The following is a 21,407-nucleotide window of genomic DNA, read 5'->3' as shown; positions in this document are numbered from 1 at the left end:
AATAGGTGGGTGCGTGCGGTGGGTCGACGCCGACGCGCATCGGCCTCTCTGCTGTCTGCCTGCCACTGGATACCCGTACGCTTCGGGGAAGTCGTCCACTCGTCGCTCTACGGGAGCGGATTCAGGAGCGCCGCGCTCCGACAGCACTCGACAACGGGTACTTCGACGCTCCTCGACGGACCACGCCCGCCGAGCGAACGAGCTTACTGCTCGTCAACTACGACGAACTGCGTCCATCGAGCCGACGAGGCGTAGCCTCGTCGACGTCACCGAGCGAAGCTCGGCTGGCTGACGAGCCTACTGCTCGTCAACGTACGTGAACCACTCGTCGTGGTCGTCGGTGCGCCGTTCGACGAGGTCGAAGAACGCCGACTGGAGTTCCTCGGTAATGGGGCCGCGCGTCCCCTCGCCGATCTCGTTGTCGTCCACCGTCTTGATGGGCGTGACCTCGGCGGCGGTGCCCGTGAAGAACAGTTCGTCGGCGGTGTACAGTTCGCTGCGGGAGATGACCGCCTCGTCGTTGACCTCGTAGCCGCGCTCCTCGGCCAGTTCGATGACCGTCTTGCGCGTGATGCCGTCGAGGATGGACTGGGCGAGACCGGGCGTGTGGAGTGTGCCGTCCTTGACGAGGAAGATGTTCTCGCCGGGGCCCTCCGCGACGTTGCCCTCCTTGTTGAGGACGATTGCCTCCATGTAGCCGTTCGAGCGGGCCTCCTCACCCGCGAGCAGGGAGTTGATGTACGGCCCGGTGGCCTTCGCGTTCGTGGGAATCTGACTGGAGGCGTGCTTGCGCCACGAGGAGACCATCACGTCGACGCCGTTCTCCAGAGCGTCGTCGCCGAGGTACGCGCCCCACGGCCAGCAGGCGATCATGGTCTTCGTCGGGCACTCCTTCGGCGAGACGCCCAGCGAGTTGTACCCGAAGTAGACCAGCGGGCGGATGTAACACGACTCGAGGTCCTGTCGCCGGATGAGTTCGAGGGTCGCCTCCGTGAGTTCCTCGCGCGTGTGGTCGATTTCGAGGTTGTACGGCTTCCCGGAGTCGTACAGGCGGTCGAGGTGCTCCTCCCAGCGGAAGATGGCCGGCCCCTTCTCGGTGTCGTAACACCGGACGCCCTCGAAGACGCCCGTCCCGTAGTGTAGCGCGTGGGTGAGGACGTGGACCTGTGCGTCCTCCCAGTCGACGAAGTCGCCATCCATCCAGATGGTGTCGACGTCCATGTCGGCGAATGCCATATCCGACCGTGCGCGGCGGGGCTAATGAGTGTTGGCGATTCTTGCGGCGACCGAACCGGGCGACAGGGCCGCCGTGCGGCGTGCTGTCACTCTCCCGCGAGAACGAGCACTTCACCCGGCCCACCGCGTCGAAGTCGCGCAGGGCGTAGACGAGTTCCCGCACGTGGGCGACCGACCCGCGACAGAACACCGTCTCCAGACACCACTCGCCCTGGTGGGTGTGGCTCGCCGACTGGATGACGTCACCGGATTTCGGAGAAATCCGGCTGGCTCGAAAATCGCTTTGCGATTTTCGAACGTCCTGGAAGTCGTGTTGGACGTCGTGGAGGTCGCGGATGACCGCGTGGTGTTCGTAGTCGAAGGCGAGCACCGCCGCCACCTCGCCCTCGCGTTCCTCCGGTCGGGTGTGTGCCTCCGTGTACTCCCGGACGGCCTCGCGGACGGCCGCGACCGGGACTCGACTCCTTCGGCCTGCCAGACCGCGTCGAAGGCGGCGAGGTCCGCCTCGGAGAGGTTGACCGTGGTTCGCATACCCGTCCCTCCTGCCCGGCCCGGAAGTCCCCTTCGGACGATCGTCCGGTCCCCGTCATGCGCGAGTCGCGGTGCGAGCCATAACAACCTGCTTAAGAGACGGTGCGCTACCCGGGGTATGTTCGACGCCCCGCTGTCGCTGTACGGGGCGGTGGCGCTCATCGGTCTCGTCCACGGGGCCGAACCTGGCCACGGGTGGCCCGTCGCCGCGACGTACGCGCTGAACCGCTCGCGGACGTGGAGCGCCGGTCTCGTCGCCGGCCTCGTCATCGGAATCGGCCACCTCATCAGCTCCATCGCCGTCGTCGCCGTCTTCTTCCTCGCGGCGTCGTACTTCGACATCACTCAGCTCGGGTGGGTGAACTACGTCGCCGGGGCGATGCTCATCCTGCTCGGAATCCGGGAGTACCGCCACGGCCACTCGCACTCACACGGACACGGCGGACACTCATACGACCACGACGGGGAAGGGGACCACGAACACGCCGAGTCGGGCGACTACCTCACGAGCGTGACTGCCGCGCCGCCCGGAGAGGGCCACACGGAGGGGGATCACGATCACGGCGACCACGAAGACTCCCTCGGCGCGCGACTCGCCGCCCGCCTCCCGTTCGTCGGCAGGGACCACGACCACTCACACGGACACGACCACGGCCCCGCGCTCTCCGCGGACGACCCCCGCGGACTGACCGGCCTCGCGTCCACGGCGTTCGTCCTCGGGTTCGTCCACGAGGAGGAGTTCGAGATACTCGGCTTCTGCGTCGGGCGCACGCAGAACTGCCTCGACCTGATGCTCGTCTACGCGTTCGCGGTGATTCTCGCCCTCGTCTCCCTCACCCTGTTGCTCATCGCCGGGTTCGACCGCTACGAGGACCGGGTCGATCGATGGGCCGAACACTTCCCGACGCTCTCGGCGGCGGTGCTGATTCTGATGGGTCTCGGCTTCATCTTCGGGGTGCTGTGAGGGGGGACGGACGACTCAGGCGAGGCGCTCGACGATGTCCCGGCCTTCGAGGTAGACCAGTCCGTGGCGCTCGGCGTACGCCCGCGCGTCGGCGGGCGGGAGGGCCTTGCCCGTCTCGTCGTCCAGCATCTCGCAGACGACGACGGCGGGGGCGCGGTCGGCGGCGTTCGCGAGGACGAGACCGAGTTCCGTGTGCCCCTTCCGGTCGTCGAGGAGTCCGGGTGCGGCCCGGAGGAGGTGGACGTGGCCCGGTGCGCGGAACGCCTCGGCGAAGTCCGCGCCGTCGGGGTCCGTCGCCGCCCGCGCGAGTTCCGTGATGGTCAGCGAGCGGTCCTCGTCGGTGATGCCGGTGTACGTGTCGCGGTGGTTCACCGTCAGCGAGAACGACGAGCGCTCGTCGTAGCCGAGTTCGTGGTCCGTCCCGGCGGGGTGGTCGATGACCTCCTGCATGAAGGGGAGACCGAACGCCTCGCACACCGAATCGGAGAGGGCGACGCAGACCAGTCCGCCCGCGTCGTTTCGCATCCGGGCGACGGCGTCGGGCGTGACGCTCCCGGCGGGGTATATCAGGTCGGTCTCGCCCTCGCGGTCGGCGGCGTCGTGGACGAGGACGGGTTCGCCGCGGCGGAACGCCGCCACGGCCCGGTCGAGGTCGCTCTCTGCGCGTTGCATCTCAGTCCTCCTCGACGTGGACGGTCACCTGTTCGCCGTCCGCGAGGTCCAGTTCGTCGCGCAGGCGGTCGGGGGCGATGAGTTCGACCTTGTCCTGCCCGTGGTGGGTTCGCTCGGGCGCGATGACGTGGACGGGGTCGTAGGTCCCGGCGTCGGTTTCGAGGGTGGCGGGCCAGCAGAAGGCGGGACCGTAGGTGCGCTCGTCGTCCTCCCAGCCCTCGATGCGGACGGGGTCGACGGCGTCCAGTCCGGCGCGAGCGCGGACGCTCGACTCGTCGAGTTCGACGTTCAGCGTGCCGGGAAACGGTTCGTAGCCCAGTCGCTCGCGGAACTGCTCCATGTAGCCCGGCAACGAGATGTAGTGGCGACCCTCGCCCATCCCGGCGGTGACGGTCCCGTGGAGGTCGACGCCGGTGAGTTCCTCGAACAGACGGCGGTAGTCGGCGTACTCCCGTTCGAGTTCGGCGCGGCCCGCGTCGGTGGTGGTGACGTACTGCCCGTCGCTGACCATCTCGCGGTCGACGAGGCCCGCCTCGTCGAGTTCCTGGAGGCGGCGGGAGGCGGTCTGGGTGGAGACGCCGAGACGGTCGGCGAGTCCCCCACAGGAGACGTGCGCCCGGTCGGCGAGCGCGCCCTCGAGCGCGAGGACCTTCAGGGTCTCGCGGGCGTCGGCGCCGACTGCGAGCGTGGGTTCGGCCATGCAGTAGAGTCGGGGTCCCGTCCCTGATAAGCGTAACGAATACGGTATGCGTCACAGAAGTGAGACGGTCGCGCCGGCCGTGGCTCCACTATCGGCTCGACGAGGTAAAACCATCGGGTAGCGGCCAGTTCACCGCGCCCCCGTCGGTTCGACGGCCACGCGCCCGCAGGGGCTTAGAAATCCCTTTACCAGCGCACCGGCAAGCCGGGGTATGTTCCTACCCTTCCGCGAGGAGGTCCGTGCGGCGCTGACGGCCGCACTGGACGAACTGGGGTACGAGACGACCGACCTCGGCATCGAGGAGCCGCCCGAGGGCGTCGACGCGGTGCTCGCCTCCAGCGTCGCCTTCCGGCTGGCGAGCGAGGCCGGCGCGCCGCCCCCGAAGGTGGCCGCCAAACTCTGCGAGGCGGTCGATCTCGCCGACGCCGAGTACGTCGGTCGCGTCGAGACGCAGGGGCCGTACGTCAACTTCCTGCCGAGCGAGGCGTACTTCGGCGGGACGCTCCGCGCCGGCCAGCAGGACTCCTTCGGGTCGCTCGCGCCAACCGGCGACCGGGTGGTCGTCGAGCACACCTCGGCGAACCCCACCGGCCCCGTCCACGTCGGGCGGGCGCGCAACCCCATCATCGGAGACGCCGTCGCGAATCTGCTGGAGTACGCCGGCAACGACGTCGAGCGCCACTACTACGTCAACGACGCGGGCCGACAGATGGCCGTGTTCACGTGGGCCTACGAGACGTTCGACGAATCGGACCTCCCCGAACCCGAACGCGACCGCATCGAGTACGACCTCGTGCGCTACTACCGGAAGGGCAACGACTACTTGGAGAGCGCGGACGCCGCCGACGTGGCCGAGGCCGAAGCCGAGATAGAGGCCATCATGCAGGGGCTGGAGGCAGGCGACGAGGAGGCGTACGCCCGTGTCAGCGAGGTGGTCGAACAGGTGCTCTCGGGGATGCGCGCCTGTCTCGAACGCCTCCCCGCGGAGTTCGACGAGTTCGTTCGCGAGACGCGGTTCATGCGCGACGGCTCGACCGACGACCTCGTCGAGCGCCTGAAGGCCCTCGACTGCGCCGTCTACGAGGAGGACGCGTGGCAACTCGACCTCTCCGAGTACGGCATCGAGAAAAACCTCGTCTTCCTGCGCTCGGACGACACCTCGCTGTACACGACGCGCGACCTCGCCCACCACGAGTGGAAGTTCGCCAACTACGACCGCGCAGTGACCGTCCTCGGCGAGGACCACAAACTGCAGGCCGAACAGCTCAGGACGACCCTCGATATCCTCGGGAACGACACGTCGAAACTGGAGAACGTCATCTACTCCTACGTCAACCTCCCGGAGGGGAAGATGAGCACCCGGCGCGGGACGGGCGTGGACCTCGACGACCTGCTCGACGAGGCCATCGACCGCGCCCGCGACGAGGTGACCTCCCGGCTGGACACCCGCATCCGCGACGACGACCTGGACGAGGCGGACGTCGAACGCATCGCCCACCAGGTGGGCATCGGCGCGGTGCGCTACGACATCGTCTCGAAACAGCCGACGAAGGCCATCACCTTCGAGTGGGACCGCGCGCTCGACTTCGAGGCGCAGTCCGCGCCGTACGTCCAGTACGTCCACGCGCGGTGCTGTGGCATCCTCGACGAGGCGCGCGCGGCGGGCATCGAGGCCGACGCGAGCGTCGACATCGGCGTCCTCGACACGCCAGAGGAACGCGACCTGCTCCGGGTCGTCGCGCGCTTCCCGGCCGTCGTCGAGGCGGCCGCCGAGGACCTCGAACCTCACCAGATTGCGACGTACACCCGCGAGTTCGCCGAGGCCTTCAACGCCTTCTACCGCGAGTGCTCGGTGCTCAACGCCGAGGGTGACGTCCAACAGGGCCGTCTAGCGCTGGTCGCCGCCGCGCGCCACACCATCGCCAACGCACTCGATGTCCTCGGGGTCGCCGCCCCCGAGTCGATGTAACGGTCGGCCGCCCCGACCGGGCGACGGTTCCGGGCGGGACGCCCCCCCGTGACGGAGGGCGACGGCTCCGACGCGCGGGTGCGGAGGTAGGGGGGCGGGGAGAATCCAGCAGGAGGACTTCGATACCGGTTGTTCCGAAACGTCTCAGACGGACACGCTGTGGTGTCGCCGGGTGCGACCGCCGGACTACTCGAAGATACCGCGGAGGCGACTGAACGCGCCCGAGCGCTCCGAGTCCGCGTCGTCCGGTTCCTCCTCCTCGTCCGCCTCGGCCGCTTCGTCAGACCCGTCGTCCTCGCGCATCGCGTCGGCGGCGGCCATCTCCGCCTCGATGATGGCGGTCGTGTCCATCTCGTCGGGAGTCACGTCGTCGACCGTGGCATCGGCAGGATCGGCGTCCGTGTCGTCTGCCATGTCGTCTCCCGCGTCGGGAGCGGCGGCCTCCCTGTCGTCCTCGGGCGTGACAGACGTTCCGTCCGGAACCGTCGCTTCGCCCGGGGACTCCCCGGTGTCGTTCCCGTCGTCCGACTCGGCGTCCGCGAGGACGACCGCCGGGGTGAGCGAGTCGCGGTCCACGGCCGGCGGTTCGGGGGCGTCCGGTGGGGCGTGCGCGTATCGGCCGGCCGTCTCGGGGAGTTCGTCGGTGCCCAGCAGGTTCGCCGCGAGACCGTTGTAGGCGACGGCGGCGGGACTGCCGGTCGGGACGATGGCCCCGTCCACGCCCGTCCCGGGCGTCTCGGGGACGGCGGCGAGGACGTCATCGCCGAGTTCCGAGACGATGCGCTCGGTGGCGGCGTCGGTGCGCGCGCGGGTGATGCAGACCCCCGCGACGTCGCCGTCGACGCGCTTGGTCAGTTCGCCGGTCTTGGCGGCGTCCTTGATGGCGACGAGGTCCGGTGTCGTCACGAGGACGACGCTGTCGGCGATGCCGACGGGCACCGTCACCTCGTGGGAGAGGCCGGCGCTCGTATCGAGAAGCACCACGTCGTAACGCTCGCGGAGGGGGTCGACGAGCGACCGGAAGTTGGCCGGGTCGGCCGCCGCGAACCCCTCCAGGGACTGCGTGCCGGGGGCGACGTCGAAGCCGAACGGGGTCTCGCGGACCGTCGCCGTCGCCTCCGCCTCGCCCGCCAGTACGTCGTGGACCGTCGGGCCGGCGTCGGGGTCGACGCCGAGCGACGGCCCGAGGTTCGCCATCGCGAGGTCCGCGTCGACGGCCACGGTGTCGTAGCCCGCAGCGGCGAACGCCGCCGCGAGGTTGGCCGTCGTCGTCGTCTTCCCCACGCCACCTTTGCCGCCCGCTATCGCGTGTACCTGCCCCATTTGTACGGAATCAGGAATGCGAGTACAAAACCCTTGCTACGGTTCGACGGCGCTTGCAAAGGGTACTTACCTGCCATTCCAGTAGATACGGGCAATGAGTGAGGACGACCAGTCGGAGCGACAAAAATACGAGTTCCAGAAGGTCATCGAGGACCTCCGGGAGTACCGGGGATCAGGAACACAGCTAGTCACCATCTACGTCCCGCCGGACCGGCAGATCTCGGACGTCGTCGCCCACGTCACCCAGGAACACAGCGAGGCCGCCAACATCAAGTCGAAGGACACCCGCACCGCGGTGCAGGACGCCCTGACGTCCCTCAAGGACCGCCTGCGCTACTACAAGGAACCACCCGAGAACGGGATGGTGCTGTTCTCGGGGGCCATCGATTCGGGCGGCGGCCAGACGGACATGGTCACGAAGGTACTGGAGAACCCACCGGAACCCGTCCAGTCGTTCCGCTACCACTGCGACTCCGAGTTCCTCACCGAACCGCTGGAGGAGATGCTCGGCGACAAGGGGCTGTTCGGCCTCGTCGTCCTCGACCGGCGGGAGGCCACCGTCGGGTGGCTGAAGGGCAAGCGCATCGAGGCCGTCAAGTCCGCCTCCTCGCTCGTCCCCGGCAAGCAGCGCAAGGGGGGGCAGTCCGCACAGCGGTTCGCCCGCCTGCGACTGGAGGCCATCGACAACTTCTACCAGAAGGTCGCGGGGATGGCAAACGACCTGTTCGTCCCCCAGCGCCACGAGATGGACGGCATCCTCGTCGGCGGCCCCTCGCCGACGAAAGACGAGTTCTTAGACGGCGACTACCTCCACCACGAGCTACAGGATATCGTCCTCGGCAAACTCGACGTCTCCTACACTGACGAGTCTGGGTTGAAGGACCTCGTCGACGCCTCCAGCGACCTGCTCGCCGAGACGGAGGTGATGAAGGACAAACAGCAGATGGACGAGTTCTTCAAACAGCTCCACGACGGTGACCTCGCCACCTACGGGTTCGAGGCCACCCGCCGCAACCTCGTCATGGGATCCGTCGACCGCCTGCTCATCTCCGAGGACCTCAGACAGGACGTGGTCAGCTACACCTGCGAGAACGGCCACGAGGAGCGAGAGGTCATCGACCAGCGCAAGAACACGCCCCCCCACGACTGCACGGAGTGCGGCGCGGAGGTGCCCGCAGACGAGGGCGAACGCGAGGACGTCATCGAGCACCTGATGAACATCGCCGACCAGCGCGGCACGGACACGAAGTTCATCTCGACGGACTTCGAGGAGGGCGAACAGCTCATGACCGCCTTCGGTGGCGTCGCCGGGATTCTGCGCTACGGGACGGGTATCTAACCACCTTTTATCTACGAGTGTGGCGGCTTCGCCGCCCCACACAGGGTAAAAGCTGGACCAAAAGGTTTCTTCGTTCACTCCGCGCTCTTCGAGCGCTCCGGGAGCCTCGCTTCGCTCGTCTCCCGTGCTCCCGTTCGCTTCGTCGCCGGCGCTCGCGCCGGCTTCCAGCGGGACCTTCGGTCCCGCCCAGCTCACGGGAACTCCGTTCACTCGTCACCCCGCTCACTCGCTGCGCTCGTTCGCGGTACGACACACGAGCATACCGCACCGCACTGCACAGTGTGCTGGCTCTGTTAGAGTTGTGCCGCGTGTCGAACAGTGCGCGACCCGGTCGAGTACGCGGAGAGGAGACGTTTCGATTGACGATTCGACGACACAGCTTTGTCTCTGTACTGCCCGAGGGGCAGCATGTCTAACGACGAGACGATAGCGGCAGAGCGGCAGTCTCCAGACGCGGCATTCGGGTTACTGTCGAATGACCTTCGCGTACATATCCTTCGGACGCTCGGAGAAGCAGGAGATCCAATGGCGTTCTCTCAGATTCGTGAAGCTGTCGAAGAGCGTGATTCTGGGAAGTTCAACTATCACTTACGAAAGCTCGTCGGGCATCTCGTCGTCCACGACGACGACGGCTACCGGCTCTCTCTCGCGGGTCGCAAGATGTACGGCGCGATTATCTCTGGCGCATACACGACCGAAGCCACAATCGAGCCTTTCTCGTTCGCAGGCGTCTGCCCGATGTGTCACGCGACGCACCTCATCGCCGAGTACGCCGACGAGCGGGCGAAACTGTATTGTGACGACTGCGAGATGTGGCAGAACGAGTTTTCATTCCCACCTGCGAGCCTCGACCAGTTCGACCACGAGGAACTCCCATACGCGTTCGACCGTTGGATGCGTGCGACGGTCTCGAAGGTCGTACACGGCTTTTGTTCGAACTGCGGGGGGCGCGTCACTGGTACACTCGTTCCGACAGAAGAGATTGATAACCCGATTCCCGTACAGGCCCGTTACGACTGCAACCGGTGCGGAGAGACCGTTCAGTCCTATCCGACGCTCCCAGTCCTCTACTGTACCGAGGCGATCGAGTTTTTTGCCGACCACGGTGTCAACGTGCTACAGGACCTCACATGGACACACCTCACAAACGAGGACAGTATCAGCATCGAACTCGCCGACAACGACCCAGTACGGGCCATGGTCCGATTCACGCTCGACGACGAGACACTCGTGGCGGTCGTCGATTCGGAAGCGACAGTGGAGTCGATAGCTATCGAGTGAGACATTTCGGGGCCGGAATACACGTTTCGAGAAGCAACGTCCAAGAGATTTCGCACACCAATCGCCAGTGCGATAGACACGCTCTCTGTCTAACAGCTGATTCAGCACTGAACCGCTTGAAAGAACGGTTGCCAGCATCCGCGCGAACGACGTGAGCGCGGTTCGCCACGAGAGAGCGCGAAGCGAGCGAGGAATCCTTTTGTCGCCAGAAATCTCCCGATTTCTGGCTACTAACCAGAACGGCTTCGCCGTTCTGGTGATGCTGTCAGAGCGCCGCGCGCTCTGACTGCTAGCCGGACTGCGGTGCAGTCCGGCGATGCTCGAGCTTTTACACTGCCGGGGTCGCTTCGCGACCCCGGTCGTGGATAATAGGACGCGCTAGATGACGCGGTTCTGGAGGTAGTCCAGGTGCTTCGCGTTGTAGACGATCTGGACCGTGTCGGCCGCCGGGCTGCCGATGCAGGTCAGGCGGACGTTCTTGTCCTCCACCTCCTCGTCGGAGAGGATCTGCTGCATGTCCATCTCGATGTCGCCCTCCGTGACGATGGCGGCGCAGTTCGCACACGCGCCGGCACGGCAGGAGAAGGGCCAGTCGTAGCCCTGTGCCTCGGCGGCCTCGAGGATGTACTCGCCCTCGTTGACGTCGAGCGTGCCGTAGTCCTCCTCGTCGAGGCCAGCGCCCTCCGCCTCGTCGAAGAGGTCGTCGTCGTCGAGCGACCAGCCGTGGTCGTCCAGTACTTCGTAGTTCAGGTATTCAACGGTGGGCATCACCACCCGATTCACCCGCCGGCTTGTTAGACTTTGCTGTTGATGCTTTTAGGCCGGCCTAAGACCTCCTCGCGGCCGTTCGCGTCGAGCGTGTCAGACAAACGGGACGAATCGGAAGACGAGGTAGGCCGCGACGGCGGCCACCGTGGGCGTCACCACCCAGAGGACGACGACGCGGGCCGTCGCTGCGGGGTCGAACAGGTCCCCCGCGGTCAGGGCGGCGGGGTCCTCCTCGCCGATGCTCGGCACGTCGCGGACGTCCGTCGCGCCGCCCTTGCCGTCGGCGGCGAGCGCGTCGATGGTGACGCCCGGTCCCGCCTTCTCGCCGGCCATCGCGCCCTTCGCGGCGTCGGGCAGTTGCGAGAGCTTCGTCGTCCGCGTCGCCCGCCCCCACCCGAGGCCGACGATACACATCGTGGCGCTGACGGCGAGGCTGGCGGGGATGCCGATGACCGAGAGAAAGGTGATGAGGCTGGCCGAGATGGTTTCGACGACCAGTGCCGCGAGCAGTGGGAGGTCCGTCAGGTCGTTGCCGACCGTGTCGAGGGTGCGACGGGCGATGGTGAACGCGCCGAGGCCGATGGCCCCGCCGCCGATGAGGATGGCGACGTCCGTCGACCCGAACATGGCGACGCCGGGGACGGCGCCCGCGCCCACGAGCGGTGCGACGGCGTTGGCGACGTTCGACGCGCCCGCAGAGAACGCCATGTAACACGCGATGGCGATGACGAGCACCGTCCCGACGACCTCGCGACGGCGGACGCCGGGGGTCGGGCGGGGGATCGGTATCGGCCCCGACCGGTCGAGGTACCACGCGGGGTCGTCCGACCGGTCGAGGGCGAACCAGGCGTCGAGGTAGGGGTAGAGGTAGCGTCCGACGACCGCACAGATCCAGAACGCGAGGATGGGGGAGACGAGCCACCACGAGACGATGCGGCCCATCGTCTCCCACATGATGGTGTCCGTCGCGACCCCGAGACCCGCGATGGCACCCACCGCGGTCATCGAGGTGGACGCGGGGACGCCGAAGAGGTTCGAGATGAGCAGCGCCACCCCGACGAAGAAGAGGACGGTGACGCTGGCGGCCAGCGTGAACTGGCTCTGCGGGACGATCTCGCCACCCATCGTGGCGATGACGTTGCGACCGACGGTCCACCCGCCGAGCAGGGCGAACCCCGACATGAGAGCGGCGGCGGCGAGTTTCGAGAGCGTGTTGCTCCCTACGGCGGGGCCGAAGGCGACACCGGTGGACGACCCGCCGATGTTGAACCCGACGAACACCGCGACGGCTAACCCGACGATGAGGAGCGCTTCGACCACACTCTCTGGTCCGTCCCTCTCTCGGATAAATCATCGTATCGCCGGTCGCGCCCCCCCTCCTCCCGATCCCGGCCTGCCGTTGTCGGTGGCTTTACCCCCGCGGTCGTCCCTTCTCCGGCCATGTTCCCGGAGTTCGAGGTCGTTCCCGCGGTCGACATGCAGGACGGACAGGTGGTCCAGTTGGTCGGCGGCGAGCGCGGCACGGAGACGACGTACGGCGACCCGGTCGAGGCGGCCCGGCGGTGGGTCGTCGAGGGGGCGCGCACCCTCCACCTCGTGGACCTCGACGGGGCCTTCGAGGGCGACCGGAAGAACGCGGCCGCCGTCGAACGCGTCGTCGACGCGGTGGACGTCGACGTGCAACTGGGCGGGGGTATCCGCACCGCCGCCGACGCCGTCGCCCTCCTCGATCTCGGCGTCGACCGCGTCATCCTCGGGACGGCCGCCGTCGAGACGCCCGGAATCGTCGATGAGGTGAGCGCCGACCACCCCGGCACGGTGATGGTGAGCCTCGACGCGAGAGGCGGCGAGGTGGTCGTCTCCGGGTGGACCGAGGGGACCGGGCTGGACCCCGCCGAGGCCGCCGCCCGCTACGAGGAACTGGGAGCCGGTGCCATCCTGTTCACGGACGTGGACGTCGAGGGGCAACTGGAAGGCGTCCGCACCGACCCCGTCCGGCGCGTCGTGGAAGCGGTGGACATCCCCGTCGTCGCCAGCGGCGGGGTCGCCACGCTGGATGACGTGCGGGCGCTGAAGGAGGCGGGGGCGGCCGCCGTCGTCGTCGGCACCGCCCTCTACGAGGGGCGGTTCACGCTGGAGGAGGCACTCGCCGCCGGCGAGGAGTAGCGGACGGGACGTAGACGACAGGTCCGTACATCGACGTACCGGGCGACCCGTCGTGCGCCGGGGCTGTCGACCCGAGGTTATCAGGGGGGACGTGCAACCTCCGGCATGCGCTCGTACAAGGCGAAGATGGTCGAGCCGATTCGGCTCCCCGACCGCGAGGCCCGGTCCCGGAACTTGGAAGCGGCCGGCTACAACGCATTCAACCTCCCCTCCAGTGCGGTCTACGTCGACCTGCTCACCGACTCCGGCACCGGGACGATGAGCGATGCGCAGTGGGCCGCGCTGCTGCGCGGCGACGAGGCCTACGCGGGGAGTCGGAGCTTCGACGAACTCCAGCGGGCGGTCGAGGACGTGATGGGCTTCCCGTACGTCGCGCCGACCCACCAGGGACGGGGGGCGGAGAACGTCCTCTACGGTGTCCTCCTCGGAGAGGGCGGCGTGGGGGCCGGTGGAGCCAGCCCGGAGGGCGAGCGACCCGTCGTGCTGAACAATACGCACTTCGACACGACGCGGGCGCACGTCGCCAACCAGGGCGCGGAGGCCGTCGACTGCCCCGTCGAGGGGGCGTGGGACCGCGAGGCGGTGGGCGACTTCCTCGGGAACTTCTCGGTCGAGCGCGCCCGCGAGGTGGTCGCGGAGGTCGGTGCCGACCGAATCCCCGTCGTCGTCTCGACCATCACGAACAACTCCGCCGCCGGCCAGCCCGTGAGCGTCTCGAACCTCCGCGAGACGGCCGCGTTCGCCGAGGAGATAGGCGCCACCTTCGTCGTCGACGCCTGCCGGTTCGCCGAGAACGCCCACTTCGTGAAGGCCCGCGAGGCGGAGTTCCGCGACACCCCGCTCGCAGAAATCGCCCGCGAGCAACTGTCGTACGCCGACGCCATCACCATGAGCGGGAAGAAGGACGGCCTCGTCAACATCGGGGGGTTCGCCGCCGTCCGCGACCCCGACCTCTTCGAACACGTCAAACAGCGCACCATCCTCTACGAGGGCTTTCCCACCTACGGTGGACTCGCGGGCCGCGACGTGGCCGCGATGGCCGTCGGCCTCCGGGAGGCCGTCGAACCGCCGTACGTCGAGGAACGCGTCGGGCAGGTGGCGACGCTCGCGGACCTCCTCCTCGAACGCGACGTCCCCGTCGTCACCCCGCCGGGCGGCCACGCCGTCTACCTCGACGCGGGCGCCCTCCTCCCCGACATCCCCGCAGACCAGTTCCCCGGCCAGCGTCTCGTCTGCGAACTGTACCGGGAGGGCGCGGTCAGAGGGGTCGAACTCGGGTCCTTCGCCTTCCCCGGCGCGGATCGCCCCGAGTACGTCCGCCTCGCGCTCCCCCGCCGGACCTACTGGCGCGAACACCTCGAACACGTCGCCGACACCGCCGCCGCGGTGCGCGAGAAGCGCGAGTCGTACACCGGCCTCGAAATCGTGGCGGAGCCGCCGATGAAGGAGCTGCGACACTTCACGGCCGAACTACGGCCGGTCTGAGGCCCCCGGACGAGCGCGTCAGTCCATCCCGCCGAGAATCTCGCGGTACTCGGCCTCGGTGTAGGCCTGCACCGTCTCGGTGGTGACGCTCCCGCCCTTCGAGAGCGTCAGCGCGAAGCGAGCCATCGCCGCGTCGTCGGGCATCTCGACGACGGCGGCCATGTCGTGTGGCCCCATCGTCATGAAGAACTCCCTGAGCGTCCCGCCGAGCGACTCCGCGAGGTCGCTCGCGTCGTCGAGTCGGTTCGGGCTCTCGTCGAGGGCCGCGAAGCCCTGCTCGGTCCAGTCGGCGAACATGAGATACGTGGACATACCACCTCCTACTGGTCGCGAGAGAAGATAACGATTTGTCAGTAACGGCGGTGCGTCAGGCCGCGGTGCCGTTACTGAGGCGCGCGCCGAGGTAGGCGAGCCCAGCGCCGACCGCCGCCCCGGTGGGGCTCGTCCCGGCGAGCGCGAGCGTCTCCTCCGTCACGCGGGAGAGGACCCGCTCTCGGGTGAGTCCCGTCACGGGGAGACGGCGGGACTCGCCCCGGAAAAGCCCTGTGCTCTCGACCCGCCGACAGCACGCTCGCCGCGAACGGAACGGCAAAGGGTCCTGCCCCACTTCCACGGGTATGACCGACCGGACGGCGGCGGTGACCCGCGAGACCGCCGAGACGGACATCGAGGTGACCCTCGACGTGGACGGCGACGGCGAGGCCACCGTCGAGACGGGCGTGGGCTTCTTCGACCATATGCTCGAATCGTTCGCCAAACACGGCCTGTTCGACCTCACGGTGCGCTGTGACGGCGACCTGCACATCGACGACCACCACACCGTCGAGGACGTCGCCATCGCCCTCGGCACGGCGTTCGAGGAGGCACTCGGCGAGAAGCGCGGCATCGTCCGCTTCGCCGACCGGCGCGTCCCGCTGGACGAGGCCGTCGCCGGCTGTGTCGTCGACATCTCGGGGCGCCCTCTCTTTCGCTTCGAGGGCGGGTTCTCACAGGAGTCGGTCGGCGACTTCACGAGCCACATGGCGAAGCACTTCGCCCGGTCGCTCTCGACGCACGCCGGCTTGACACTCCACGTAGAGGTCACGGGCGAGAACGCCCACCACGAGGTGGAGGCGCTGTTCAAGTGCCTCGCGCGGACGCTCGACGACGCGACCCGCATCGACGAGCGACGGGGCGGCGAGACGCCGAGTACGAAGGGCGCGCTCTGAGGTCCGCGGGCCGTCTCAGACCGCAGACACCGACTCACCCGGCGTCGACAGGGCCGTAGCACTCGCCACCGAACCGGCTTCTCCCGGGCGTGACTCTCTCGCCGAGGGCGAAAACCGTTATCAGGTGACGATGACACCTGCTTCCAGATGACACCAGCGCCATCGGTCCACGACGCCGCACCGCACCGTACCACGCGCCGACTCCCGCGGTCCTGACCGTGGTCTCTCCCGGAAGCCTCCGTCTGGTGGCTGCGCTCGGCGACGGCACCACGGAGGCGTACGAACCGGTCGTCGACGACGAGGAGGCCGTCTCGTACCCCGCCGCCGAACAGGTCCTCGACCCGGCCGACGGGGTACCGCGCGACGTCCTCGAGTCACTGGCCGAGCGGGAGATACTGCACCGGACGTTCGAGGGCAAGGCGTACCGCTGTCCGGAGTGCGGTCTGGAGGGGATGCGCTACACGACGGCGTGTCCGGAGTGCGCCTCGGCACACGTCGTCCGGCGCCCGGTCGTCCGGTGTCCCGACTGCGACCACGCCGCGCCGGCGACGGCGTTCGAGCGTGGCGGTGAGACGGCCTCCTGTCCTGCCTGTGACGCGACGACGACTGCCGACGACGCGGACCCGACCGAGCAGTACGTCTGTCAGGAGTGTGGTGAGCGGGCCGAGTCGGCCGTCCACGCGCTCCGGTGTCGGGACGACGGGTTCCTCTGTCACCCGGACGACGCGGTCGAGCACGTCCTGTACCGGTACACGCTGGGGGCGAGCGGCGAGCAGTGGCTCGACGCGCAGGTGGGGGCCAGACGGGCCGTCGCCGAGACGTTCGCAGACCGCGGGTACGACGTCGAGGTGGACACGACGGTCACCGGCGCGTCGGGGTCCGACCACCACCTCCACGTCCACGCGTCCGACGACCTCCTCGGCGAGCGACTCGTCGCGGACGTCCACGAGCTGCCGACGGTCGGCGACGTTACCCACCTGCGGGAGGCGTCGACCGACCTCGACGCCCGCCCACTGCTCGTCTCGACGCTAGGGACGGTGAGCGAGGCCGTCGCCGACCGGGCGACGCGAGACGACGTGACCGTCCTGACCGTCGACGAGAAAGGGGAGATCGACCGGGACTACGACGTGACCGAGGCCCCCGGCGAGGACCGGTCGTTCCTCGCCCGCCTCACCACCGCCCTCCGGTGACGGCGCTGGTCCCCGCCCCGCGCGGACACAACCACTAAGCCCCGGTCCCCGAACACTCCACCAAGAGCGATGTTCGACGAGATAATGGAGAAGTTCGAGAACAGCCCCTCCCAGCAGGCGGTCATCCGCCTGCTTCTGGAACGGGGCTTCTCGGTCAACGACGAGGGGCGCGTCGTCTCGGGCGGTATCGAGATTCCGAACACGGGCATCGCCCGCGAGATAGACGTCGACCGACGGGTGGTGGACGCCACGACGGACGCCATCCTCGCCGACGAGGAACTACGGCGGATCTTCCAGAACATCTCCGCCATCCCCAGCCTGCGCGACCTCGCGCCGGTCCTCGACCTGACCGTGCTCACCGTCTACGTCTCCGACGCCGAGGCGTCGGGCATCGTGGCGACGGTGACGGGTCTCATCGCCGACCACGGCATCTCCATCCGACAGACCGTCAGCGAGGACCCGGAGTTCACCGACCAGCCCCGCCTCTCTATCATCACCGACGAACCTCTCCCGGGCGACCTCATCAACGAGATTCGGGGACTGGAGTTCGTCCGCAAGATAGAACTGGAGTAGTCGACGGCACGAAACCCGTTTGTATCGGGGGTCCGAAGCCGTGGCGTGTCAGACCCCGCACCCGAGACGTACCGTACCCTCGCGGGCCGCGGCGAGGCCGCCTTCGAGGTCCACGGCTCCGAGTTCATCGGCCACGCCGCGCCCGCTTCCGACGTGGAGGGGGCGGAGGCGTTCGTCGCGAGCGTGGAGGCGGAGTACGACGACGCGACGCACAACGTGCCCGCCTACCGCGTGCGGGAGGGTGACTCCACCCTCGGAAGCGGGATGCTCCGCGAGTACTCCAGCGACGACGGCGAACCCTCGGGGAGCGCCGGCAAACCCACGCTGAACGTCCTGCAGGGACAGGAACTGGAGAACGTCGTCGTGGTCGTCACGCGCTACTACGGCGGGACGAACCTCGGCGTCGGCGGCCTCGTCCGGGCGTACTCGCGGGCGGCGAAGGAAGCCGTCGCCGACGCGGGAAGCGTCGAGGAGGAACCCCACGAGTCGCTGTCGGTCGTCGCCGCCTACGACGACTCGGGGACCGTCCGCGGAATCATCGAGAGCACGGGCTACGAGTTCGAGGCGACCTACGAGGACGTGGTCCGCTTCGAGGTGCGCGCACCCGTCGCCGAGAGCGACGGCCTGCGCGACCGACTCCGCAGTGCGACGAGCGGGCGCGCCGACGTCTCGTAGCGCTCGCGGGTCGGACGTCGCGCACGGGACGGGGTTGGTCACCCCATCCGCAGAAGGCGATTCCCGCCGGTCGGGGGGGCCGTACGTTGGTATTCGTTGCTCCGCTCACGCGTCGTGCGTGTGGCCACCCGTCTGTCAGAGGCTCCGACCGACAGGAACGTTCACACGTACCACCCGCCGGAGCATAAGGGTTGCTCGCGCGGTTCGTGACACCGCCCGACGGGAGAGCACTCGGGCGGTCTGTGAAAGGCGGAGGGGAGGTCCGACGGGAGCGGGTCGAGTCGGCCGCCGGTCCGGCGGTCCGGTGGCCCGGCGGTCGCCACCGGAAGCGAGCGAATCGGACCCGCGCGCGCCGTCAGTCCTCGCGGCCGCCCGTCCCGAACGCGCGGTCGCCCGCATCGCCCAGGCCGGGGACGATGTAGCCGTTCTCGTCCAGGTGGTCGTCGATGGCGACGGTCAACAGGTCGGCCTCGGGGAACTGCTCGGCGACCCGGACGAGGCCGTCGGGGGCGGAGACGGCCGAGAGGACGAACAGGTCGGCGGGGTCGGGTTGGTCCTGCAGGACGTGGTCGAGGACGACGCACATCGTCGACCCGGTGGCGAGCATCGGGTCGGCGACGATGACGGTGTCTTCCGGTTCGATCTTCGGGAGTTTGACGTAGTCGATGCTGATGGGGAACTCGCCGCCCTCGTCCATCCCCGCGTCCTCGTCGCGGCCCGCGCTGATGACGCCCTGTCGGGCGCGCGGAAACGCCTTCAGCAGGCCCTCGACGAACGGCGTGGCCGCACGGAGGACGTTGATGATGACCACGTCGTCCATCCCGGTGATGCGCTCGCCCGTCATCTCCGTGAGGGGGGTCTCGACGGGGATGTACTCCGTCTCCATCGCGCCGTCGATTATCTCGTAGCCGCAGATGCGCCCCAGTTTGACCAGCCCCTTTCGAAACGACACCTGCGACGTGCGCACGTCGCGGATGCGCGAGAGGGTGTCCCGTGCCAGTGCGTGCGTCACGAGCGACGCGTTCGTGCGCTCCTCGATGGTCATTACTCGCGTCGAAATGGGGCCGACAGTATAACGCTGTGGAAACGCCCGGACTACTGTCGCAGGACGACCACGTACGTCAGGAGCGCCACCGCCAGCGTCGCGCCCACGAAGTTCGTCGTCGTCCACGGGGCGATGCCCGCGAAGTCCATCCCCCAGAGGACGACGCCGGCGAACGCCGCCGAGAGGATGACGTCGAGCACGAGCAGAACCCTGATGTCGCCGTCTTCGGCCATCGCCCCCGACTGCGTGGTGCGTGCCTTTGTACCTAGCTATACGGGGACGGCCACCAACACCCACCCGTGCGCCCCGGACTGCGAAACAGCGAGGGCGAACGGGTCGACCCCATCCCGTTCCTCGTCGCGACGAGCACAGCGTTCCTCGTGACGTTCTCGTTCGGGCCGGTGTACTGCCTCTCGCTCGGCCTCCCCCTCGAAGTCGGCCTGCTCGCCTGCACGCTGGTGTTCGTCGGCCTGACGCTGGCGGCCCACCACCGACTGGTCCGCCAGGACCGCCCCGCCCTCCGGGGAGAGGTGCCGCCCGCCCTCCGCATCCGCCAACTGTTCTACGTCGCCCTCGTCGCCACCGGGGTGCTCCTCCTGTTGACCCTCCCGTTTTTGGTGCCCTGACGGGTACTCGAGACGTGAAAGTCGAGACGTCCCGGTTCGTCCGCGCGCCGCCCGCCGTCGTCCAGCGTATCCTCTCGCCCGTCGCTCTCGTGGAGGCAGAGGGAAGCTTCGACGTCCGCGGCGTCGAGGACGGGGCAGGCGAGACGCTCGTCCACGCGGGCGGCTACGGCGTGGAACTCCTCCTCGCCTTCGAGGAACGCGAGGACGGCATCGCCTACACCATGCGCGAGGGACCCCTCGACCGACTGGAGACCACCGTGACCGTCGCGCCCGAGGACGAGGGGTCGCGGATCACCGCCCGGTCGGTGGTCGTCACGGGCGGGCCCGCCGTCTTCGACCGCCTCGCGGGGTGGAAGCGCCGCGGCGAACTGAAGCGCGCGCTCGCGGCCATCGAAGAGCAGTGCTGAACTGGCGTCGTAACCGACGCCCCTACGCGACGAACGGGTCGCCGTTCTCGTCCGGGAACGGGTTCTCGAACTCGTCCCACTCGCCTTCGAACTCCGCCTCGGTGAGCAGGCACTCGTCCATCGTCTCCCGAATCGCGTCCTCGTCCATCGCCTTCCCGATGAACACCACCTCGACCCGCCGGTCGCCCCACCCGTCGTCCCACTCCACCTCGGGATGCATCTTGCGCTGGACGGACTGGCGCGACTCGGGGAGGCTCGCTATCCAGCGACCCTGCACCGCCACCCGACGGGACGGGCCGGCCTGACTGAAGTGCAGCGAGACGTCTTCGCGCCCCGCGCCCCAGACGAGTCCCTTCGACCGGACGACGCCCTCGGGGAACTCGCGGAGGAAGTCCGCGAACCGGCCGGGGTGGAGCGGTCGCCGGGCCCGGACGACGAACGAGTCGATGCCGTAGGTGGCCTGCGGGGAGTGGCCGGCGTGGTCGCCTTCGTGGCCGTCCGAGTCGGCGTGGTCGGCGTGTTCGACGGCGCGCTGCCACGCCTCCGTCTCGCTGACGGTGTCGAGGTCGAACGAGGCCGTATCCAGCAGGTCGGGGGGAGCCACCTCGCCGTGAGTCGCCCGGACGATGCGCGCGCCGGGGTTGAGCGAGGTCAGGAGTTCTTCTACCTCCGCGAGTTCCTCGTCGCTCACGAGGTCGCACTTGTTCACGAGGAGGACGTTCGCCGTCTCCACCTGCGCGACGAGCAGTTCCGAGAGCGGGCGGACCTCCCCCTCGCTCTCGACCCGGTCGGGACGCCGGCGTTCGACGCGTTCCGTGGTCACCGTCTCGTCCCCGCCGACGGTGTCGAGGAACTCGGCGGCGTTCACGACGGTGACGAGGGTGTCGAGGTCGTAGGGTGCGCTCGCGGGACCGGTGGTGAACAGGCGGGCGACGGGCGCGGGTTCGCTGATGCCCGAGGACTCCACGACGAGGTGGTCGAACTCGCGTTCGCGGGCGAGGCGGGACACCTCCACCTCCAAATCGTCGCGCAGGTCACAGCAGATACACCCGTTCGAGAGCTCCGCGACGCCGCCCTCGCGGTTCTCGATGAGGGCCGCGTCGACGTTCACCTCGCCCATGTCGTTGACGAGGACGGCCAGTTTGCGGTCGGCGTTGGTGAGGAGGTAGTTCAGCGTCGTCGTCTTCCCCGCCCCCAGCGCGCCGCTGAGGACCGTGACCGGCGTGCCGTCGTTCATACCGTGAGCGTC

The 21,407-nt window shown here is 68.4% G+C and carries 23 protein-coding genes and 1 pseudogene; 12 read left to right on the top strand and 12 right to left on the bottom strand.

From position 1 onward, the window contains the following. Positions 1–297: 297 nt before the first annotated feature. Together NKG96_RS00325 and NKG96_RS00320 are read right to left on the bottom strand one after the other, a co-directional pair. The gene (locus NKG96_RS00325; protein ID WP_254536454.1) at positions 298–1,236 is read right to left on the bottom strand and encodes a branched-chain amino acid transaminase; all 939 of its coding nucleotides are present in this window, start codon (positions 1,234–1,236) and stop codon (positions 298–300) included. A gap of 88 nt (positions 1,237–1,324) precedes the next feature. Further along, a pseudogene (locus NKG96_RS00320) lies at positions 1,325–1,767 on the bottom strand (CopG family ribbon-helix-helix protein); the annotation flags it as partial. A gap of 118 nt (positions 1,768–1,885) precedes the next feature. Between NKG96_RS00320 and NKG96_RS00315 the strand changes: the two are divergent. Then, the gene (locus NKG96_RS00315; RefSeq protein WP_254536453.1) at positions 1,886–2,731 is read left to right on the top strand and encodes a hypothetical protein; all 846 of its coding nucleotides are present in this window, start codon (positions 1,886–1,888) and stop codon (positions 2,729–2,731) included. A gap of 15 nt (positions 2,732–2,746) precedes the next feature. Here NKG96_RS00315 and ribB read toward each other — a convergent pair whose 3' ends face one another. Both ribB and NKG96_RS00305 read right to left on the bottom strand, forming a co-directional pair. After that, a complete protein-coding gene (gene ribB / locus NKG96_RS00310) occupies positions 2,747–3,403 on the bottom strand; it encodes a 3,4-dihydroxy-2-butanone-4-phosphate synthase (protein WP_254536452.1) in 657 nt (218 codons plus the stop codon). Between the two features lies 1 nt (position 3,404). Then, entirely contained in the window at positions 3,405–4,103 is a 699-nt protein-coding gene (locus NKG96_RS00305) for a DUF120 domain-containing protein (protein ID WP_254536451.1), read from the bottom strand. A 211-nt stretch (positions 4,104–4,314) separates the two neighbouring features. Here NKG96_RS00305 and argS point away from each other — a divergent pair, with 211 nt between their 5' ends. Continuing rightward, entirely contained in the window at positions 4,315–6,072 is a 1,758-nt protein-coding gene (gene argS, locus NKG96_RS00300) for an arginine--tRNA ligase (protein WP_254536450.1), read from the top strand. A 186-nt stretch (positions 6,073–6,258) separates the two neighbouring features. Here argS and NKG96_RS00295 read toward each other — a convergent pair whose 3' ends face one another. Beyond that, on the bottom strand, positions 6,259–7,395 hold the full coding sequence (locus tag NKG96_RS00295) for a MinD/ParA family ATP-binding protein (protein WP_254536449.1): 1,137 nt from the start codon (positions 7,393–7,395) through the stop codon (positions 6,259–6,261). Between the two features lie 94 nt (positions 7,396–7,489). Here NKG96_RS00295 and prf1 point away from each other — a divergent pair, with 94 nt between their 5' ends. Then, a complete protein-coding gene (gene prf1 / locus NKG96_RS00290) occupies positions 7,490–8,734 on the top strand; it encodes a peptide chain release factor aRF-1 (RefSeq protein ID WP_254536448.1) in 1,245 nt (414 codons plus the stop codon). Between the two features lie 408 nt (positions 8,735–9,142). Beyond that, positions 9,143–10,015: a winged helix-turn-helix domain-containing protein gene (locus NKG96_RS00285; RefSeq protein WP_254536447.1), complete on the top strand. Its 873-nt coding sequence runs from the start codon at positions 9,143–9,145 to the stop codon at positions 10,013–10,015. Positions 10,016–10,393: 378 nt separating this feature from the next. Here the strand turns inward: NKG96_RS00285 and fer are convergent, their stop codons facing one another. Continuing rightward, positions 10,394–10,783, bottom strand: a complete 390-nt coding sequence (gene fer / locus NKG96_RS00280; protein ID WP_254536446.1) for a ferredoxin Fer — start codon at positions 10,781–10,783, stop codon at positions 10,394–10,396. 93 nt (positions 10,784–10,876) lie between these two features. Next, positions 10,877–12,103: an inorganic phosphate transporter gene (locus NKG96_RS00275; RefSeq protein WP_254536444.1), complete on the bottom strand. Its 1,227-nt coding sequence runs from the start codon at positions 12,101–12,103 to the stop codon at positions 10,877–10,879. A 120-nt stretch (positions 12,104–12,223) separates the two neighbouring features. On the opposite strand from NKG96_RS00275, the gene hisA reads away from it, so the two are divergent. Both hisA and NKG96_RS00265 read left to right on the top strand, forming a co-directional pair. Further along, positions 12,224–12,949, top strand: coding sequence for a 1-(5-phosphoribosyl)-5-[(5-phosphoribosylamino)methylideneamino]imidazole-4-carboxamide isomerase (hisA, locus tag NKG96_RS00270; protein WP_254536443.1), 726 nt, complete (start codon positions 12,224–12,226; stop codon positions 12,947–12,949). Positions 12,950–13,054: 105 nt separating this feature from the next. Beyond that, positions 13,055–14,434, top strand: a complete 1,380-nt coding sequence (locus NKG96_RS00265) for a tryptophanase (protein WP_254536442.1) — start codon at positions 13,055–13,057, stop codon at positions 14,432–14,434. Positions 14,435–14,452: 18 nt separating this feature from the next. Here the strand turns inward: NKG96_RS00265 and NKG96_RS00260 are convergent, their stop codons facing one another. Next, positions 14,453–14,746, bottom strand: a complete 294-nt coding sequence (locus NKG96_RS00260; RefSeq protein WP_254536441.1) for a GYD domain-containing protein — start codon at positions 14,744–14,746, stop codon at positions 14,453–14,455. Positions 14,747–14,801: 55 nt separating this feature from the next. Beyond that, positions 14,802–14,945, bottom strand: coding sequence for a hypothetical protein (locus NKG96_RS00255; RefSeq protein ID WP_254536440.1), 144 nt, complete (start codon positions 14,943–14,945; stop codon positions 14,802–14,804). Between the two features lie 106 nt (positions 14,946–15,051). On the opposite strand from NKG96_RS00255, the gene hisB reads away from it, so the two are divergent. The 4 genes from hisB (at position 15,052) to NKG96_RS00235 (ending at position 18,080) form a co-directional block, all read left to right on the top strand. After that, positions 15,052–15,642 carry an imidazoleglycerol-phosphate dehydratase HisB gene (gene hisB, locus NKG96_RS00250; protein WP_254536439.1) on the top strand — a complete coding sequence of 197 codons (591 nt, stop codon included), beginning with the start codon at positions 15,052–15,054 and terminating at the stop codon, positions 15,640–15,642. A 245-nt stretch (positions 15,643–15,887) separates the two neighbouring features. Beyond that, complete coding sequence (locus tag NKG96_RS00245; RefSeq protein ID WP_254536438.1) at positions 15,888–16,832, top strand: TackOD1 domain-containing metal-binding protein; 945 nt, start codon at positions 15,888–15,890, stop codon at positions 16,830–16,832. Positions 16,833–16,901: 69 nt separating this feature from the next. Next, positions 16,902–17,405 (top strand): TrpY family transcription regulator, encoded by a 504-nt coding sequence (trpY, locus tag NKG96_RS00240; protein ID WP_254536437.1) that lies wholly within the window; start codon positions 16,902–16,904, stop codon positions 17,403–17,405. A gap of 45 nt (positions 17,406–17,450) precedes the next feature. Then, on the top strand, positions 17,451–18,080 hold the full coding sequence (locus NKG96_RS00235) for an IMPACT family protein (protein ID WP_254536436.1): 630 nt from the start codon (positions 17,451–17,453) through the stop codon (positions 18,078–18,080). A gap of 355 nt (positions 18,081–18,435) precedes the next feature. On the opposite strand, the gene upp is transcribed toward NKG96_RS00235, so the two are convergent. Continuing rightward, positions 18,436–19,125, bottom strand: a complete 690-nt coding sequence (upp, locus tag NKG96_RS00230; protein WP_254536435.1) for a uracil phosphoribosyltransferase — start codon at positions 19,123–19,125, stop codon at positions 18,436–18,438. A 50-nt stretch (positions 19,126–19,175) separates the two neighbouring features. Next, a complete protein-coding gene (locus NKG96_RS00225; protein ID WP_254536434.1) occupies positions 19,176–19,358 on the bottom strand; it encodes a DUF8107 family protein in 183 nt (60 codons plus the stop codon). A gap of 66 nt (positions 19,359–19,424) precedes the next feature. Between NKG96_RS00225 and NKG96_RS00220 the strand changes: the two genes are divergently transcribed. Continuing rightward, on the top strand, positions 19,425–19,751 hold the full coding sequence (locus tag NKG96_RS00220) for a hypothetical protein (RefSeq protein WP_254536433.1): 327 nt from the start codon (positions 19,425–19,427) through the stop codon (positions 19,749–19,751). A 14-nt stretch (positions 19,752–19,765) separates the two neighbouring features. Next, positions 19,766–20,158, top strand: a complete 393-nt coding sequence (locus tag NKG96_RS00215) for an SRPBCC family protein (RefSeq protein WP_254536432.1) — start codon at positions 19,766–19,768, stop codon at positions 20,156–20,158. Positions 20,159–20,180: 22 nt separating this feature from the next. Here the strand turns inward: NKG96_RS00215 and NKG96_RS00210 are convergent, their stop codons facing one another. Then, positions 20,181–21,395, bottom strand: a complete 1,215-nt coding sequence (locus NKG96_RS00210; protein ID WP_254536431.1) for a GTP-binding protein — start codon at positions 21,393–21,395, stop codon at positions 20,181–20,183. Positions 21,396–21,407: the final 12 nt, after the last annotated feature.

Origin of the sequence: Halomarina litorea (assembly GCF_024227715.1) — an archaeon.
Taxonomy (GTDB): domain Archaea; phylum Halobacteriota; class Halobacteria; order Halobacteriales; family Haloarculaceae; genus Halomarina; species Halomarina litorea.
This window is presented reverse-complemented; position numbering and strand designations above follow the sequence as displayed.

Coding starts and splice junctions, on each gene's coding strand:
- NKG96_RS00325 (WP_254536454.1), bottom strand. CDS start 1,236: ATGGCATTCGCCGACATGGACGTCGACACCATCTGGATGGATGGCGAC.
- NKG96_RS00315 (WP_254536453.1), top strand. CDS start 1,886: ATGTTCGACGCCCCGCTGTCGCTGTACGGGGCGGTGGCGCTCATCGGT.
- ribB (WP_254536452.1), bottom strand. CDS start 3,403: ATGCAACGCGCAGAGAGCGACCTCGACCGGGCCGTGGCGGCGTTCCGC.
- NKG96_RS00305 (WP_254536451.1), bottom strand. CDS start 4,103: ATGGCCGAACCCACGCTCGCAGTCGGCGCCGACGCCCGCGAGACCCTG.
- argS (WP_254536450.1), top strand. CDS start 4,315: ATGTTCCTACCCTTCCGCGAGGAGGTCCGTGCGGCGCTGACGGCCGCA.
- NKG96_RS00295 (WP_254536449.1), bottom strand. CDS start 7,395: ATGGGGCAGGTACACGCGATAGCGGGCGGCAAAGGTGGCGTGGGGAAG.
- prf1 (WP_254536448.1), top strand. CDS start 7,490: ATGAGTGAGGACGACCAGTCGGAGCGACAAAAATACGAGTTCCAGAAG.
- NKG96_RS00285 (WP_254536447.1), top strand. CDS start 9,143: ATGTCTAACGACGAGACGATAGCGGCAGAGCGGCAGTCTCCAGACGCG.
- fer (WP_254536446.1), bottom strand. CDS start 10,783: ATGCCCACCGTTGAATACCTGAACTACGAAGTACTGGACGACCACGGC.
- hisA (WP_254536443.1), top strand. CDS start 12,224: ATGTTCCCGGAGTTCGAGGTCGTTCCCGCGGTCGACATGCAGGACGGA.
- NKG96_RS00265 (WP_254536442.1), top strand. CDS start 13,055: ATGCGCTCGTACAAGGCGAAGATGGTCGAGCCGATTCGGCTCCCCGAC.
- NKG96_RS00260 (WP_254536441.1), bottom strand. CDS start 14,746: ATGTCCACGTATCTCATGTTCGCCGACTGGACCGAGCAGGGCTTCGCG.
- hisB (WP_254536439.1), top strand. CDS start 15,052: ATGACCGACCGGACGGCGGCGGTGACCCGCGAGACCGCCGAGACGGAC.
- trpY (WP_254536437.1), top strand. CDS start 16,902: ATGTTCGACGAGATAATGGAGAAGTTCGAGAACAGCCCCTCCCAGCAG.
- upp (WP_254536435.1), bottom strand. CDS start 19,125: ATGACCATCGAGGAGCGCACGAACGCGTCGCTCGTGACGCACGCACTG.
- NKG96_RS00225 (WP_254536434.1), bottom strand. CDS start 19,358: ATGGCCGAAGACGGCGACATCAGGGTTCTGCTCGTGCTCGACGTCATC.
- NKG96_RS00210 (WP_254536431.1), bottom strand. CDS start 21,395: ATGAACGACGGCACGCCGGTCACGGTCCTCAGCGGCGCGCTGGGGGCG.